The organism is Enterococcus sp. PF1-24 (assembly GCF_029893325.1).
In the GTDB taxonomy this organism is placed as follows: Bacteria; Bacillota; Bacilli; order Lactobacillales; family Enterococcaceae; genus HY326.
This window is the reverse complement of sequence record NZ_JARXWL010000012.1, coordinates 39,073-53,557: the sequence shown is the minus strand read 5'-3', so window position 1 is coordinate 53,557 and position 14,485 is coordinate 39,073. Positions and strand designations below refer to the sequence as shown.

The 14,485-nt window shown below is 36.4% G+C and carries 17 protein-coding genes and 1 pseudogene; all 18 read left to right on the top strand.

Annotation, left to right across the window (positions count from 1 at the left end):
* The 18 genes and pseudogenes from M2139_RS07155 (at position 1) to recN (ending at position 14,436) form a co-directional block, all read left to right on the top strand.
* On the top strand, positions 1-1,071 hold the full coding sequence (locus M2139_RS07155) for a Xaa-Pro peptidase family protein (protein WP_280738106.1): 1,071 nt from the start codon (positions 1-3) through the stop codon (positions 1,069-1,071).
* 127 nt (positions 1,072-1,198) lie between these two features.
* Positions 1,199-1,477 (top strand): metalloregulator ArsR/SmtB family transcription factor, encoded by a 279-nt coding sequence (locus M2139_RS07150; RefSeq protein ID WP_280738107.1) that lies wholly within the window; start codon positions 1,199-1,201, stop codon positions 1,475-1,477.
* Positions 1,478-1,538: 61 nt separating this feature from the next.
* On the top strand, positions 1,539-2,474 hold the full coding sequence (locus M2139_RS07145; protein WP_280738108.1) for an ABC transporter ATP-binding protein: 936 nt from the start codon (positions 1,539-1,541) through the stop codon (positions 2,472-2,474).
* Positions 2,467-3,237: an ABC transporter permease gene (locus tag M2139_RS07140; protein WP_280738109.1), complete on the top strand. Its 771-nt coding sequence runs from the start codon at positions 2,467-2,469 to the stop codon at positions 3,235-3,237. The genes M2139_RS07145 and M2139_RS07140 overlap by 8 nt, the downstream gene beginning before the upstream one ends.
* A gap of 195 nt (positions 3,238-3,432) precedes the next feature.
* Positions 3,433-3,627: pseudogene (locus tag M2139_RS07135) on the top strand (helix-turn-helix transcriptional regulator); the annotation flags it as partial.
* 126 nt (positions 3,628-3,753) lie between these two features.
* Entirely contained in the window at positions 3,754-4,482 is a 729-nt protein-coding gene (locus M2139_RS07130) for an ABC transporter ATP-binding protein (RefSeq protein ID WP_280738161.1), read from the top strand.
* Positions 4,472-5,467, top strand: a complete 996-nt coding sequence (locus M2139_RS07125) for an FtsX-like permease family protein (protein ID WP_280738110.1) — start codon at positions 4,472-4,474, stop codon at positions 5,465-5,467. The genes M2139_RS07130 and M2139_RS07125 overlap by 11 nt, the downstream gene beginning before the upstream one ends.
* Complete coding sequence (locus M2139_RS07120; protein ID WP_280738111.1) at positions 5,457-5,693, top strand: hypothetical protein; 237 nt, start codon at positions 5,457-5,459, stop codon at positions 5,691-5,693. Before M2139_RS07125 ends, M2139_RS07120 begins: the two co-directional genes overlap by 11 nt.
* A 161-nt stretch (positions 5,694-5,854) precedes the next feature.
* Complete coding sequence (locus M2139_RS07115) at positions 5,855-6,541, top strand: phosphoribosylaminoimidazolesuccinocarboxamide synthase (RefSeq protein ID WP_280738112.1); 687 nt, start codon at positions 5,855-5,857, stop codon at positions 6,539-6,541.
* A gap of 284 nt (positions 6,542-6,825) precedes the next feature.
* Positions 6,826-7,254: an Asp23/Gls24 family envelope stress response protein gene (locus M2139_RS07110; RefSeq protein WP_280738113.1), complete on the top strand. Its 429-nt coding sequence runs from the start codon at positions 6,826-6,828 to the stop codon at positions 7,252-7,254.
* Positions 7,247-7,690, top strand: a complete 444-nt coding sequence (gene nusB / locus M2139_RS07105; protein ID WP_280738114.1) for a transcription antitermination factor NusB — start codon at positions 7,247-7,249, stop codon at positions 7,688-7,690. The genes M2139_RS07110 and nusB overlap by 8 nt, the downstream gene beginning before the upstream one ends.
* A 314-nt stretch (positions 7,691-8,004) precedes the next feature.
* Complete coding sequence (locus M2139_RS07100; protein WP_280738115.1) at positions 8,005-8,853, top strand: bifunctional methylenetetrahydrofolate dehydrogenase/methenyltetrahydrofolate cyclohydrolase; 849 nt, start codon at positions 8,005-8,007, stop codon at positions 8,851-8,853.
* 33 nt (positions 8,854-8,886) lie between these two features.
* Positions 8,887-10,227 carry an exodeoxyribonuclease VII large subunit gene (gene xseA, locus M2139_RS07095; protein ID WP_280738116.1) on the top strand — a complete coding sequence of 447 codons (1,341 nt, stop codon included), beginning with the start codon at positions 8,887-8,889 and terminating at the stop codon, positions 10,225-10,227.
* A 59-nt stretch (positions 10,228-10,286) separates the two neighbouring features.
* Entirely contained in the window at positions 10,287-10,514 is a 228-nt protein-coding gene (locus M2139_RS07090) for an exodeoxyribonuclease VII small subunit (protein WP_280738117.1), read from the top strand.
* Positions 10,514-11,416 carry a polyprenyl synthetase family protein gene (locus M2139_RS07085; protein ID WP_280738118.1) on the top strand — a complete coding sequence of 301 codons (903 nt, stop codon included), beginning with the start codon at positions 10,514-10,516 and terminating at the stop codon, positions 11,414-11,416. Before M2139_RS07090 ends, M2139_RS07085 begins: the two co-directional genes overlap by 1 nt.
* A gap of 8 nt (positions 11,417-11,424) precedes the next feature.
* A complete protein-coding gene (locus tag M2139_RS07080) occupies positions 11,425-12,237 on the top strand; it encodes a TlyA family RNA methyltransferase (RefSeq protein WP_280738119.1) in 813 nt (270 codons plus the stop codon).
* Between the two features lie 21 nt (positions 12,238-12,258).
* On the top strand, positions 12,259-12,708 hold the full coding sequence (locus M2139_RS07075) for an ArgR family transcriptional regulator (RefSeq protein ID WP_280738120.1): 450 nt from the start codon (positions 12,259-12,261) through the stop codon (positions 12,706-12,708).
* A 54-nt stretch (positions 12,709-12,762) separates the two neighbouring features.
* On the top strand, positions 12,763-14,436 hold the full coding sequence (gene recN / locus M2139_RS07070) for a DNA repair protein RecN (RefSeq protein WP_280738121.1): 1,674 nt from the start codon (positions 12,763-12,765) through the stop codon (positions 14,434-14,436).
* Positions 14,437-14,485: the final 49 nt, after the last annotated feature.

Genomic DNA, 14,485 nt, shown 5'->3' with positions numbered 1-14,485 from the left:
GTGTTAGAAACACGAATTAATAATTTGCGTCAGTTAATGCGTAAAGAAGGCGTTGACGGTTTTTTAATTACAAGTAACTATAATTTGCGATATTTGACAAACTTTACCGGAACAGCTGGGTTGGCAGTAATTACAGGTAATAATGCTTTCTTTATTACTGATTTTCGCTATACAGAGCAAGCGGCTGAACAAGCGCAAGGTTATCAAATTGTAAAACATAGTGGTTCAATCTATCAAGAAGTAGCTAATATTTGTGAAGCGGAAGAAGTTAACTTATTAGCTTTTGAAGAAAATCATTTGAGTTTTGCTGAATATTCAATCTATCAAGATTTCCTTGAAGATACTGGTTTAGAGCCTGTGGCAGGAATGATTGAATCTTTGCGAGAAGTCAAAGATGCCAATGAAATTGCGATAACTGAAAAAGCTTGTGAGATTGCTGATAAAGGTTTCGCTCATGTTTTAGATTTTATTAAACCTGGCATGACAGAAATTGAAGTCGCTAATCAATTGGATTTTTACATGCGTTCTTTAGGAGCCAGTGGGGTTTCTTTTGATACGATTGTCGCTAGTGGCTTGCGTTCAGCGATGCCTCATGGCGTAGCTAGTCAAAAAGTGATTGAAAAAGGTGAAATCATCACTTTAGATTTTGGTTGCTACTATCAAGGTTATGTTTCTGATATGACCAGAACTTTTGCGATTGGTGACCCTGGTGAAAAATTAAAAGAGATTTATCAAATCGTTTTAGATGCTCAGTTGCAAGTGCTTGAAGTGGCCAAACCTGGCGTTACTGGTATTGAGTTAGATGCAGTGGCTCGTGATTTAATTACAGCCAAAGGTTATGGGGAAGCGTTCGGTCATTCAACCGGCCACGGAATCGGTTTAGAAATTCATGAAGGACCAAATGTTTCTTTCCGAGCTGAAAAAGCTTTTGTGGCTAACAACATCATTACTGATGAACCAGGCATTTATGTGCCAGGTGTTGGTGGCGTGAGAATTGAAGATGATTTATTAATTACTGAAACTGGTAATAAAGTTTTAACCCATTCACCAAAAGAATTAATTATTTTATAGAATGACTTAAAAAGCTATAAAGATTGATAAATTCAGTCTTTATAGCTTTTTTTATCTTGCTGATTGACAAAGTATAGATGTTTATCTATATTATATATAGACGAATATCTATCTGGAGGGTAAAACCATGGATTATTTGCAAGTATCAAAAGTGATGAAGGCAATTGCTGAACCGAATCGGCTAAAAATCTTAGATGTGATTTCATCGGGAGAAAAATGTGCTTGTGAGATTTTAAATCATTTTGATTTTACACAGCCGACCCTTTCTCACCATATGAAAGTTTTGATGGAAGCGGGGCTTGTCTCAGCGAGAAAAGCGGGGAATTGGCAGTATTATTCTTTAGTTTCAGAAAATATTGAAGAATTTACGGGCTTATTGAATCAAATTTTTTTGAATAATGGTTAATAAATTTTTAACTGTTATGTACTTTAATAAAAGAGAATATTAGTGAGGAGTTATTCAGTCAATGAATTATGCACTTGAATTAAAAGGGTTAAAAAAAGTTTATGGAACCGGCGTTGAAGCGCTACGGGGGATTGATTTAGTTGTCGAAGAAGGCGATTTTTATGCGCTATTGGGTCCAAATGGCGCTGGGAAATCAACGACAATTGGCATCATTACTTCCCTTGTCAATAAAACGACGGGGCAAGTCAAGGTTTTTGGTTATGACCTTGATAATGATTTAGAGCGAGCAAAGCAACAAATTGGGCTTGTGCCGCAGGAATTTAATTTTAATCCCTTTGAAACTGTTCAACAAATTGTTGTAAACCAAGCTGGCTATTACGGTGTTGCTAGAAAAGAGGCCTTGAAACGTAGCGAAAAATATTTAAAACAGTCAAATTTATGGGAGAAAAGAAATGAGCGGGCCCGTATGCTTTCTGGCGGAATGAAACGCCGATTGATGATTGCCCGTGCTTTAATGCACGAACCCCGTTTATTAATTCTTGATGAACCAACGGCTGGCGTGGATATTGAGCTTAGAAGAGAAATGTGGACTTTTTTAAGAGAATTAAATGAAAATGGCACAACAATCATCTTGACCACGCATTATTTAGAGGAAGCTGAAATGCTTTGCCGTAATATCGGTATTATTCAGTCAGGTGAGTTAATCGAAAATACTAGCATGAAGTCCTTGTTGGCGAAACTACAATACGAAACGTTTATTTTTGATTTGGAACATTATGATAAAAAACCTGAGATACAAGGTTATAGTAGCTCTTTTGAAGATGAATTAACCCTGGCGGTAGAAGTCGAACGAAACCAAGGGGTTAACAATATTTTTCAACAGCTTGACCAACAAAATATCAAAGTCCTTTCGATGCGGAATAAATCCAATCGCTTGGAAGAACTATTTTTAAAAATTACTGAAGAAAAGCAGCAAACGGAGGAGCAAAATGTTTAGTACCTATGTTACCGCATTAAAAAGTTTAGCAGTGAAAGAAACCAATCGTTATTTGCGTATCTGGGTGCAGACATTAGTGCCACCAGTTATTACGACCTCATTATACTTTATCATTTTTGGCAAAATGATTGGTGGCCGAATTGGCGATATGGGCGGCTTCTCTTATATGGAATTTATTGTACCAGGGTTGATTATGATGTCAGTAATCACTAGCTCTTACGCCAATGTTTCTTCGTCCTTCTTTTCGCAAAAATTTCAAAAAAATATTGAAGAATTATTAGTTGCGCCAGTGCCAACTCATGTGATTATTTGGGGCTTTATCATTGGTGGTTTAGGAAGAAGTATTTTAGTGGGGACGTTAGTTACGATTGTTTCCTTGTTTTTTGTACCCCTGCACGTTTATTCATGGTTGATTGTGGTGCTTACCGTATTAATGACGGCGATTGTATTTTCCTTAGCTGGCTTAATTAATGGTGTTTTTGCGCAATCTTATGATGATGTTTCGATTGTACCTACTTTTGTTTTACAACCATTAACTTATTTAGGTGGCGTATTTTATGCGATTTCAATGTTGCCACCGTTTTGGCAAGCTGTATCAAAGGTAAATCCAATCGTTTATATGATTTCAGGATTTCGCTATGGCTTTCTGGGAACAACTGATGTACCGATTATCATTTCTATTTCAATTTTAGTGCTATTTATCATTGTGCTTTACGCAATTTGTTATTACTTAGTTGATAGTGGTAAAGGCTTAAGAAGTTAGTTGTAAACTCATTTGGTAAAAAAGAAGCTATGAAAGTAGCTTCTTTTTTTATGGGGGAATTTGCGCAAATTAAAGTAAACTAGCAGTAGATTAACTTGTGATAGCAAGCTTTTAAGGAGATTCTACCACTGGTAGGTTTGCGAAATTGACTAAATAGTTTAAACTAGTGGTGAAAAAGAAAAGGTAGGTAAAGCCATGAATCGGATAAAGATTGGAAAATTTATTTCAGAGCGGCGGAAAATGATTGCCTGGACGCAAAATCAATTGGCAGAAAAACTTGGCATTACCAGTAAAGCTGTTTCAAAGTGGGAATGCGGAAAATCCATGCCGGATGTCTCTTTATTTTTACCTTTATGTGAGTTGTTAGGCATCACTTTAAATGAATTATTACTTGGTGAAAAGATTCCTGAAGAACAGTTAGCAGAAAAATCAGAGCAAGTTTTAATTGATTTGATTACTAATTGGATTGGGCCAGAAAAAATAGCAGCACCCGAAAATAATCCTGCAACACCCTGTGTGCTAAATTTAAAAAATATTCAAAAGACTTATCAAACTGAAAGTATTACGACCGATGCTATCAACAATCTTAATCTTGAAGTATTTCAAGGAAGTTTTGTAGGAATTATGGGAGCATCAGGTTCTGGTAAAACGACCTTACTAAATATGATAGCTACGATTGATAAACCAACAAGTGGTTCGATTGAAATTAACGGGCAAGATATCGCAACGATATCTGAAAAAGATTTAGCAAAATTTCGCAGAGAGCATTTGGGTTTTGTATTTCAAGAATACAATTTGCTGGAAACTTTAACTATTAAAGAAATTGCTAAAGAAAAAATTGCTGGAATTATTGATAATTTAGCCAGTAAATTAGAGATTACTGCCATATTAGATAAATACCCTTACGAAGTATCTGGTGGACAACGGCAACGCTGTGCTTGTGCCAGAGCGATGGCGACGAATCCAAGTATTATTTTAGCGGATGAACCAACTGGTGCTTTAGATTCGCGGGCTACCAAACAATTGTTGGAAGCTTTTAGTCTGCTGTGGCAAGAATTTGGTGCAACGATTTTAATGGTTACCCATGATGCTTTGTCTGCTAGTTATTGCGATGAGATTCTTTTTTTGGAAGATGGGGAAATTAAAGCCAACCTTAAACGCCAACAACAAGGAAAGCAGGCTTTTTTCACGAATATTTTGGATACTTTAGCACAAATGGAGGCGCAAAATAATTATGTACTTTAAACTAGCCTTACGAAATGCCAAACGTTCAATTACGGATTATCTGATCTATATAATGACTTTAATCATTCTGTTTTCAATTATGTTAGTGGCTAATTTCATTGCTTTGATAGGGAATATTCAAGCTGGCTTTCAAACGCTGGCTTTGCCCTTGCTGATTACCGTGATTTTATTAATATTAGTTAATTATATAAACAAGTTTATGTTAAAACAACGTAGCAAAGAATTTGCTAATTATTTGTTGTTGGGGCTGGAAAGAAATAATTTGATTTTACTGGTGTTAGTTGAATTTGTCGTGATTGGTATCGTTTGTTTTTTCATTTGTATTTTGTTAGGTTTTTTACTTACTAATCTAATCGCACGCAATCAAGCTGTTAATGGCGCAAGTAGTCTATTTTTAAAAGTTGTTGGTCAAACCTTGATACTTTTTTTTATTATGGAGCTGATATCTTTGGGGCTTTTAAAAAGAAGCATTCAGAGATTAACGATTAAGCAACTAATGATTGAAAAAAAACGCAATCAGCCATTAAACAAAACGGGCCAGCAGTATGGAACTTCAATCTTGATTGTTAGTGGTGGTTGCTTATTTCTGTCATTAATTGGAATTGTTGTGTTACCTGAAAAATTTGCGGCACTACTGGTTTCGTTGATTGCGATCCCCCTGTTTTTAACGGTCGTTGCTTTTTACCAGTTTTTATTTGGGAAAATAGCCAACTTAAGAAAAGCAAAGACTGAGATACTTTATCAAAAAGATAGTCTTTACTTGGCTGCGGGGGTGACCGCTAATCCAAGGACAGAAATAATGATGAATAGTGTTTTTTGTGTATGCTTATTATTTTCTACCATGTCTTTTATTTTTGGAACTTTATTGTTTCAGCCGCAAATTAAAATTTTTGATATAAATAATCAGCGCTGGATGGGGTTTTTGCAAATTAGTTTAGGGATAATTTTTATTATTTTATCTGGGGAAAGATACGGTGCAAATTAATCAGCTAGTCAAAAAGCAAATTTTAATGAAATTGCTTTTTCCAGCGAGTTTGTTTGGGGGATTAGTGATTATCAGTGGACCTTTGTTAAACTATAAATTTAATAGGTTATTGCCGCCAGCAGCTGAAAATATTTTATTAGTAGCAATAGCCAGCTTTTTAAAGGCGTTTGTTGTTTTATACAGTCTCTTTTTCTTAGTTGTTTATCATTTAAGTAAAAAAATATAAATACAGTAATCAATGAATATCATTCATGAATTTTTATGTGTTTATCGATCGAAAACGAACGTTCGCGAATTTTTTTTTGCGATTGTTCATAAAAATATCGACATTTTGTTTTTTGCTAGGTATGATTAAAAAGTAAAAAACAAAAAAGGTAGGTAATTCAAGTGAAAGAATTATATGATGGCAAAACCAAAACAGTTTTTAGAGATGAAGCAACGCAAGATGTTTATTTATTATTTAAAGACAGCGCTACTGGTGAAGATGGCGTGTTTGATCCTGGCTCTAACACAGTTGGTGGTAGTGTAGCTGGTAAAGGGAAAATTGGTTTAGAAATTTCACAATACTTTTTTGAACTAATGGAAAAAAATGGCATCCCAACGCATTACTTAGGGGCTGACTTATCAGAGAATTTAATGAAAGTTCGGGAATTAACCGTTCCGCCATTAGAATTTGTTTTACGTTATTATACAGCTGGCAGTATGTGCCGCCGTTTTGACTTAGCTGAAGGCATTGCTTTTGAGCCAGCATATTTAGAAGTGACTTTAAAATCTGATGAACAAGGGGATCCTTTAATTACTGATCGAATTTGCCAAATGAAAGGTATTTTAAAACCGGGTCAATATCAAGAAGGCTTAGCAATTTTAGAAAAAGTTGGCGAGGTTTTGCGGGCTGAATTAGCAAAATTAGATTTAAAATTAATTGATTTCAAAATTGAAATTGGTTATGATGCCGCTGGTAAAATGTATGTCGTTGATGAAATTACTCCAGATATTTGGCGTGTCGAAGATGAAAATGGCAATATTCCAAATCAAATTGACTGTGCTCAAATGTTATTAACAAAAATTCGTTAAAAATATTTAATGAAAATCATTCAATCCTTGCTTTTAAGCTGTTATTCAGTGATAAAAAGCAAGGATTTTGTCTTTTTTTAAGACTTTTTATAATATTTTCTGTCAGAGAAGTTTTCACTATGGCGTATCTTTTGATTTAATGATAAACTAGTAGGGAGTAGTGCTTAACTTATGGAATGGGTAATTTTTTACCTAATTGTTAAGATTATTGATTTTGTTGATTAAGGCGACTTAAGTGAAGGGCCTAACGAAAATCATCATCTCATTTAGGGAGGAACTTTGAAATGGCAGATGAAAGAAATTTAGTATTAGATGCAAATCATGAATTAGGGGAGATTGTAATCGCTCCTGAAGTTATTGAAGTAATCGTCGGCATTGCGGCAGCTAAAGTTGAAGGCGTATATGGTATGCGGGGAACTTTTGCTAGCAATGTTACAGAATTATTAGGACGTGCAGCTCATGGTAAAGGAGTTTATTTAACTTCTGATGAAGGTGAGCTAAAAGTTGATATTTATTGCTATTTAAACTATGGCGTAGCTGTGCCAAAAGTAGCAATGGAAATGCAAGAACGTGTTAAACAACAAGTTTTATTTATGACTGATATTCCATTAGCTGAAGTTAATGTTCATATTGTAGCTGTTGTTCCTGAAAAAATCGAAAAATTAGATTTGGATGATTTATTTTCAGATGAGGAAGAGGGACAGGATGACTAAGGAACTATCTCGTCATGAAATTCGGGAAAAAGCTTTGCAAGCTTTATTTCCCCTAGATTTTAATGCTGATTTATCTAAACAAGATGCAATCTTTAATGCTATTGAATTAGACCATCAAGAGCTTTTAAACGAAGAAGAAGACTCTTTTATTCCAGCTTACCTAGACTTATTAGTTGGTGGGGTTTTAACAAAACAAGCAGAAATTGATGAACGCATCCAAGGTCATTTAAAAAATAAATGGAGTATTCAACGAATTGCTAAGTTAGATTTAGTCATTTTGCGAATCGCCTTGTTTGAAATTTTTTATGTGGATGATGTGCCTAATACGGTAGCGGTTAATGAAGCCATTGAATTGGCTAAAACCTTTAGTGATGACCAATCACGGAAATTTGTGAATGGTGTTTTATCTAATGTCGTTAAAGAAATTGAAGCATAATTTAAAGAATCTCTTTGCAGGTTGGCAATGCTGACCTGCAAAGAGATTTTTATGTTATCTTATTTGCTATAAAAATATGCATAAAGTATCACAGACAGACTTTTTTTACAGCTGTTTATTGTGGAGAATTTGACTAGTTTAAAAAATTTTCCTACTATTATTATGATTAAAAATGTTAAGTCAAAATTGACGATAAATTTTCTAATTGGTAATAAAATGTATTTTTTGCGAAATTTTGCATAAACTAGCATTTTCTTTCAATTTAAACTTGTGATAGAATAAAAGCATTAAGTAAAATGGAGGATGTTATTTAGATGGTAGTTAAGATTGACGGGAAAAAATTAGCTGAGAAGATGCAAAATCAAACAGCCTTAGCTGTAAATGAATTAAAAGCACAGGGAGTTCAGCCTGGTTTAGTGGTTTTATTGGTAGGAGAAAACCCAGCGAGCCAAGTTTATGTTCGCAATAAGGAAAAGGCTGCTGAAAGAATCGGGATTCTTTCAAAAGTGGAACGTTTACCAGAAACGACTTCAGAAGCAGAACTATTGACAAAAATTCAAGCTTATAATGAAGACCCAACTTTTCACGGGATTTTAGTGCAGTTACCTTTGCCAGCTCATATTGATGAAGAAAAAGTTTTATTAGCCATTACCCCTGAAAAAGATGTTGATGGTTTTCATCCAGTTAACTTGGGGAATTTATTTGCTGGCAAACCTAGCATGATTCCTTGCACACCATATGGCATTATGAAAATGTTTGAAGAATATCAAATTGATTTAGAAGGCAAACGGGCAGTGGTGATTGGTCGCAGTAATATTGTGGGAAAACCAATGGCGCATTTACTACTTGATAAAAATGCCACCGTTACCGTTACTCATTCACGGACACAAAATTTAAGCGAAGTTACTAAAGAAGCCGATATTTTAGTGGCAGCGATTGGTAAAGCTGAATTTGTGACGAAAGAATACGTGAAACCAGGGGCAGTAGTGATTGATGTAGGAATGAATCGCAACGCAGCTGGCAAACTAGTGGGTGATGTGGCTTACGAGGAAGTTGCAGAAATCGCTAGTGCTATCACACCGGTTCCCGGTGGTGTCGGTCCAATGACAATCACCATGTTAATGGAACAAACTGTAACCGCAGCTAAAAAAACATTAGCTTAAAATTATTACATTACTATGAAAGAGCTGAATAAGATGCCCCAGCAATATTTAAGTGTTACGGCACTAACGAAATATCTTAAACGAAAATTTGAAGCCGATCCCTATTTAGAGCGGGTTTATTTAACTGGCGAAATTTCTAATTTTCGTAAAAGAGCTAATGCTCATCAATATTTTAGTTTAAAAGATGATGGGGCGAAGATTTCGGCGATTATGTTTAAAGGTGCTTTTCAAAAATTGAAGTTTGAGCCAAAAGAAGGTATGAAGGTTTTAGTTGTCGGACGGATTTCGCTATATGAAGCGAGCGGCAACTATCAAATCTACATTGAACATATGGAGCCAGATGGCGTCGGGGCATTATATCAGGCTTTAGAAGAATTGAAAGTGAAGTTAAATCAGGAAGGCCTATTTTCTGCACCGAAGAAAATGTTGCCGCGTTATCCTAAAAGAATTGCGGTTTTAACTAGTCCTAGTGGGGCCGTGATTCGAGATATTATTACCACGGTGCAACGCCGTTATCCGATTGCCCAAATCGTTTTATTTCCGACAGTGGTTCAAGGAAACCAAGCAGCCGATGATGTTGTCAGAAATCTGCAAAAGGTTGAAGAACTTGGAAATTTTGATGCGATTATTATGGGGCGAGGCGGCGGTTCTATTGAGGACTTATGGCCTTTTAATGAAGAGCGAGTGGCCAGAGCGATTTTTGCGGCTAAGACACCGATTATTTCTTCGGTGGGGCATGAAACCGATACGACAGTAGCTGATTTAGTTGCCGATGTTCGAGCGGCTACGCCAACAGCAGCAGCTGAGTTGGCGGTACCAGTTTTAACTGAAGAGTTGACGAGAATTAAAGAACGGCAAGTTCGTTTGCAACAAGCTTTAAATAAGCAACTGCGAGTGAAACGGGAACGTTTTTTACGAGTCAGTGAGTTTTATGTTTTCCACCAACCAAATCGGCTTTATGAAGCGCAAGCTTTAAAACTGGACCACTTACAACAACGTTTGTTACAAGGCACCCAACAAGTTGTTTTTGAAAAAGAGCGTCAGGCACAAGAAATTTTCCATCGCTTAGAGCAAAATTCGCCAGTGGTTAAAGTGCAGCAAAAACAACAGGAAGTACAATATTTACACGGCAAGTTGTTGCAACAAATGAATTACTATTTTGCCAATAAGCAGCAACAGTTTAGCAATACGGTGCAAGCTTTAGATTTACTTAGTCCGCTGAAAATTATGGGGCGAGGTTACAGCTACACTACTAAAGACCAACAAGTAGTTAAAAGTGTGGCGGAATTAACGATAGGCAATCAAGTGGTGATTAATTATCGCGATGGTCAAGCTATTACGGAAGTCAAAGAAATTCAAACCAATGATTTGTAGTTGGAAATAATTTTGGCAATTAAATAAAGGATGTAAGGAAAGAATAAGAGGTGTAAAAAATGGCACAAGCAACATTTGAAGAGTCATTATTGGCGTTAGAGAAAATTGTTAATCAATTAGAGCAAGGCGATATTCCCTTAGAGGATGCTTTAACCGCTTTTCAAGAAGGAATGGCGCTTAGCAAGCAGTGTCAAGATACTTTAACTAAAGCGGAAAAAACTTTAGCGAAAGTCATGACGGAAAATGGTGAAGAAGTGGTTTTTGATAATGAAGGAGCCGAAAAATAATGACACTTTTAGATGTTTTTTCTAAGCAACATTTACCTCAAGTTGAGGATGCGATGTTGGAATTTATTGCTGATAATACCAATGAAGAAAAATTGTTAGAAAGCATGACTTACTCTATTAAAGCTGGGGGCAAACGATTGCGTCCGCTGCTTTTATTAGCGGTTATTGATGCTTTTCATGTGCCTATAACTAAAGGCCATTATCAAGTGGCGGCAGCTTTGGAGATGATTCACACTTATTCGCTGATTCATGATGATTTGCCAGCGATGGATGATGATGATTTACGTCGCGGAGAATTAACTAACCATAAAGTTTATGGCGAAGCGATGGCGATTTTAGCTGGCGATGGCTTATTGACAGCAGCTTTTCAATTGTTGAGTCAAACTGAAATTACTGATTTGAAAAAAGTGATTTTAATTCAAGCTTTAACTCGTGCGGCTGGAACTAGTGGGATGGTAGCGGGGCAAGCTGCTGATATTGAAGGGGAAGGGCAAGAATTAACTTTAGAAGAATTAGCAACCATTCATGAACGTAAAACAGGTAAGTTGTTAGAGTTTGCGATTGTAGCTGGGGGACAATTAACTAATCAACCTAAAGATATTATGGATCTTTTACAAGAAATGGCGAAACATTTAGGTTTAGCTTTTCAAGTGCGAGATGATTTGTTAGATGTGACTGCAACTGCCGATATTTTAGGTAAAAATGTTGGTCGCGATCGGGCTTTAGGAAAAAATACTTATCCAAGTCTGTTAGGTGTTGAAGAATCAATTGCTGCTTTAGCTTATGAGTTGCAACAAGTTGAAGATTGCTTAATTAAAATTTGCCAAAAAGATTTACTTTTCACAGAAAGCTTGCTATTTGAAATCGTTGATATGCTTCGTTGGCAAGAAGAACAAGAATAGAGGAAAAAATGAAAAAAGAACGTGTAGATGTATTGGCTTTTAATCAAGGCTTATTTGAAACTCGCGAAAAAGCCAAACGAGCTGTGATGGCTGGTTTGGTTTATGATATAAAAAATCAACGCTTAGATAAACCTGGTGAAAAAATCGCAGCCGATTCTCTTTTGCATACCAAAGGGGAGCAGTTGCGCTATGTTTCACGAGGTGGTTTGAAATTAGAGAAAGCATTGTCGGACTTTGATGTAACCGTTGCTGATAAAGTTATTTTAGATATCGGCGCTTCAACAGGCGGCTTTACAGATGCAGCTTTGCAAAATGGCGCTAAATTAAGTTACGCTTTAGATGTTGGTTACAATCAATTGGCTTGGAAAATCCGTCAAGATGAACGGGTGGTAGTGATGGAGCGTAAAAATTTCCGTTATTGTACGCCAGAAGATTTTACGCAAGGACAACCAGAATTTGCCACGATTGATGTTTCTTTTATTTCTTTAAAACTAATTTTACCACCGTTACATAAGATTATTAAAGAACAAGGCTCGGTGATTGCTTTAATTAAGCCACAGTTTGAAGCGGGCAGAGAAGCAGTCGGCAAAAAAGGCATCGTTCGTGATCCGCAAACTCATCAACAAGTCTTAAAAGATATATTAAATTTTGCAGCAAGTACAGGCTATTTAGTGAAAGAACTAAGCTTTTCACCAATTACTGGTGGCGAAGGCAATATTGAATTTTTAGTTCACTTAGTCGCTGAAACCACAGGTGCAATCGCGGCTGATATTGATATGGCGGCAGTTGTTGCTGAAGCTCATCAAGCTTTAAAGAAATAAATATAGAAAGAAGGTTCGTCTATGCGTAAAAAAGATCGCCATCGCTTAATTGCACGGCTTTTGAATGAAAATGTGATTCAAAAGCAAGAGGAGTTTGTTGAAATTTTAAAAGCTCAAGGAATTGAAGTAACTCAAGCGACGATTTCCCGAGATATTAAAGAATTGAAATTAATTAAAATTCCGGCGCTGACGGGTGGTTATCAATATGCCATGCCAACAGAAACCAAAGAAAATTTGGAGGAGCGCCTGAACCGTTTATTAAAGGAAGCTTTAGTCAATGTAAAAGTGATGGAAAAATTTGTTTTCTTACAAACTGTTCCCGGCAATGCTGCGGCAGTTAGTCAGATGCTGGAAAAACAAATGCGAGAACAAATTTTTGCGACTTTAAATGATGATGCTGGAATTTTATTAATTGCCAATAGCGAAGCTGAAGCGCAAGCTTTAGAAAAGTATTTATTGGCTTATTTATAAAATAAGCACAGATTTTCGTCGTGTTTTATCAAATAATTAATGAGGAGTGGCAAAATGTTACAAGAATTGACGATTCAAAATTTTGCGATTATTTCTTATTTGAAATTATCTTTTCATACTGGAATGACAGCGTTGACAGGAGAAACGGGTGCGGGAAAATCAATTATCATTGATGCCATGAGTTTATTGGCGGGTAGCCGTAGCTCTAGTGATTATATTCGTCAAGGATCGAAGAGCTGTTTAATTGAAGGGATTTTTGAATTGCCGCAACAAGAAAGTTTCTTTAAACTAGCTGAAGAATTAGGAATAGATTTAACGGATGAAGTTTTAGTGGTGCAACGAGATATTTATCATTCAGGCAAAAGTATTTGTCGGGTGAACGGTCGGACGTTGACCTTAACGAACATGCGGGCCGTGGGTGAATATTTAGTTGATATTCAAGGGCAAAATGAACATCAAGAATTAATGAAAGCCGAGCGCCATTTAGAGCTGTTAGACAGTTTCATGGATCAAGATTTCAAACAGTTGAAAAATCAATATCGTCAAAAATATTTTGAAACCAAACAATTGGAAAGTGAACTACAACGTTTGCAGCAAGATGAACAAGCTTATGTGCAGCGAGTAGATATGCTAACTTTTCAACAAGAGGAAATTGCCGATGCGGATTTATCTGAAGGCGAAGAAGAAGCTTTAGTTGAAGAACGGGATAAGTTACTTAATTATCAAAAAATTGTCGATACGTTGGCGTTAAGTTATCAAGTTTTAACGGCGGATGGTCAAAGTGTTGTGGATCAAATTGCGGTGGCAGCTTCTGAAATGCAAGGAATTGGTAAATTAGATGCAGACTATCAAGCGATTGCGGAAAATCTGCAAAGCGCCCATTACTTGCTGCAAGATGCAGCCAGTGATATTGGTCGCCAAGTAGAAAATTTAGAGTCAGATGAAGGTCGCTTGGAAGAAGTGCAGCAGCGTTTAGATTTAATTCATCAATTAAAACGCAAATACGGTCAATCAATTACCGAAATTTTAGCTTACTATCAAAAAATCGTCAGCGAGTTAGAAAAATCAATTTATTCAGAAGGCAAACTGGAAAATTTGGAGCAGGCACTTAATGAACAGCAAGCCGCTTTACAAAAAATAGCTGAACAACTACAACAACAACGCCTAGCTGTCAGTCGTGACATTGAACAAGCAATTCAAAGTGAGTTGCATCAGTTATATATGGAGAACACCATTTTTGAAATTCGCTTTGAAAGTTTACCAGAGCTAAATGAAAACGGCCTAGATAGAGTTGAATTTTATATTACTACGAATATCGGTGAACCATTGAAACCTTTAGTAAAAGTTGCTTCTGGTGGAGAGTTATCGCGAGTGATGTTGGCGTTGAAAACTATTTTCTCTCAAGTGCAAGGGATGACCAGCATTGTTTTTGATGAGGTAGATACCGGTGTTAGTGGTCGGGTAGCTCAAGCTATCGCAAATAAGATTCATCAAATTTCCGAAGCTTCACAAGTTTTGTGTATCACCCATTTACCACAAGTTGCGGCGGTGGCGGATTATGAATATTATATTTCCAAAGAAGTCAGCAACCAACGAACAGAAACTCAAGTTCATCAATTAAACGAAGAAGAACGCGTAGCCGAAATTGCTCGCATGTTAGCAGGTAAAGAAATTACCGAACTAACTTTGGAGCACGCTCGCGAGTTATTACAACAGGCAAAAAAATAGAGAGTGGAACAAAAGCCCTTTGACATCCGTTAAAACCAAATATGAAGCC

What these genes read in the sequence shown, in the direction of transcription:
- M2139_RS07075 (WP_280738120.1), top strand. Translation starts at nt 12,259, where the DNA reads ATGCGTAAAAAAGATCGCCATCGCTTAATTGCACGGCTTTTGAATGAA.
- M2139_RS07125 (WP_280738110.1), top strand. Translation starts at nt 4,472, where the DNA reads ATGTACTTTAAACTAGCCTTACGAAATGCCAAACGTTCAATTACGGAT.
- M2139_RS07140 (WP_280738109.1), top strand. Translation starts at nt 2,467, where the DNA reads ATGTTTAGTACCTATGTTACCGCATTAAAAAGTTTAGCAGTGAAAGAA.
- recN (WP_280738121.1), top strand. Translation starts at nt 12,763, where the DNA reads ATGTTACAAGAATTGACGATTCAAAATTTTGCGATTATTTCTTATTTG.
- xseA (WP_280738116.1), top strand. Translation starts at nt 8,887, where the DNA reads ATGCCCCAGCAATATTTAAGTGTTACGGCACTAACGAAATATCTTAAA.
- M2139_RS07100 (WP_280738115.1), top strand. Translation starts at nt 8,005, where the DNA reads ATGGTAGTTAAGATTGACGGGAAAAAATTAGCTGAGAAGATGCAAAAT.
- M2139_RS07080 (WP_280738119.1), top strand. Translation starts at nt 11,425, where the DNA reads ATGAAAAAAGAACGTGTAGATGTATTGGCTTTTAATCAAGGCTTATTT.
- M2139_RS07150 (WP_280738107.1), top strand. Translation starts at nt 1,199, where the DNA reads ATGGATTATTTGCAAGTATCAAAAGTGATGAAGGCAATTGCTGAACCG.
- M2139_RS07085 (WP_280738118.1), top strand. Translation starts at nt 10,514, where the DNA reads ATGACACTTTTAGATGTTTTTTCTAAGCAACATTTACCTCAAGTTGAG.
- M2139_RS07145 (WP_280738108.1), top strand. Translation starts at nt 1,539, where the DNA reads ATGAATTATGCACTTGAATTAAAAGGGTTAAAAAAAGTTTATGGAACC.
- nusB (WP_280738114.1), top strand. Translation starts at nt 7,247, where the DNA reads ATGACTAAGGAACTATCTCGTCATGAAATTCGGGAAAAAGCTTTGCAA.
- M2139_RS07090 (WP_280738117.1), top strand. Translation starts at nt 10,287, where the DNA reads ATGGCACAAGCAACATTTGAAGAGTCATTATTGGCGTTAGAGAAAATT.
- M2139_RS07110 (WP_280738113.1), top strand. Translation starts at nt 6,826, where the DNA reads ATGGCAGATGAAAGAAATTTAGTATTAGATGCAAATCATGAATTAGGG.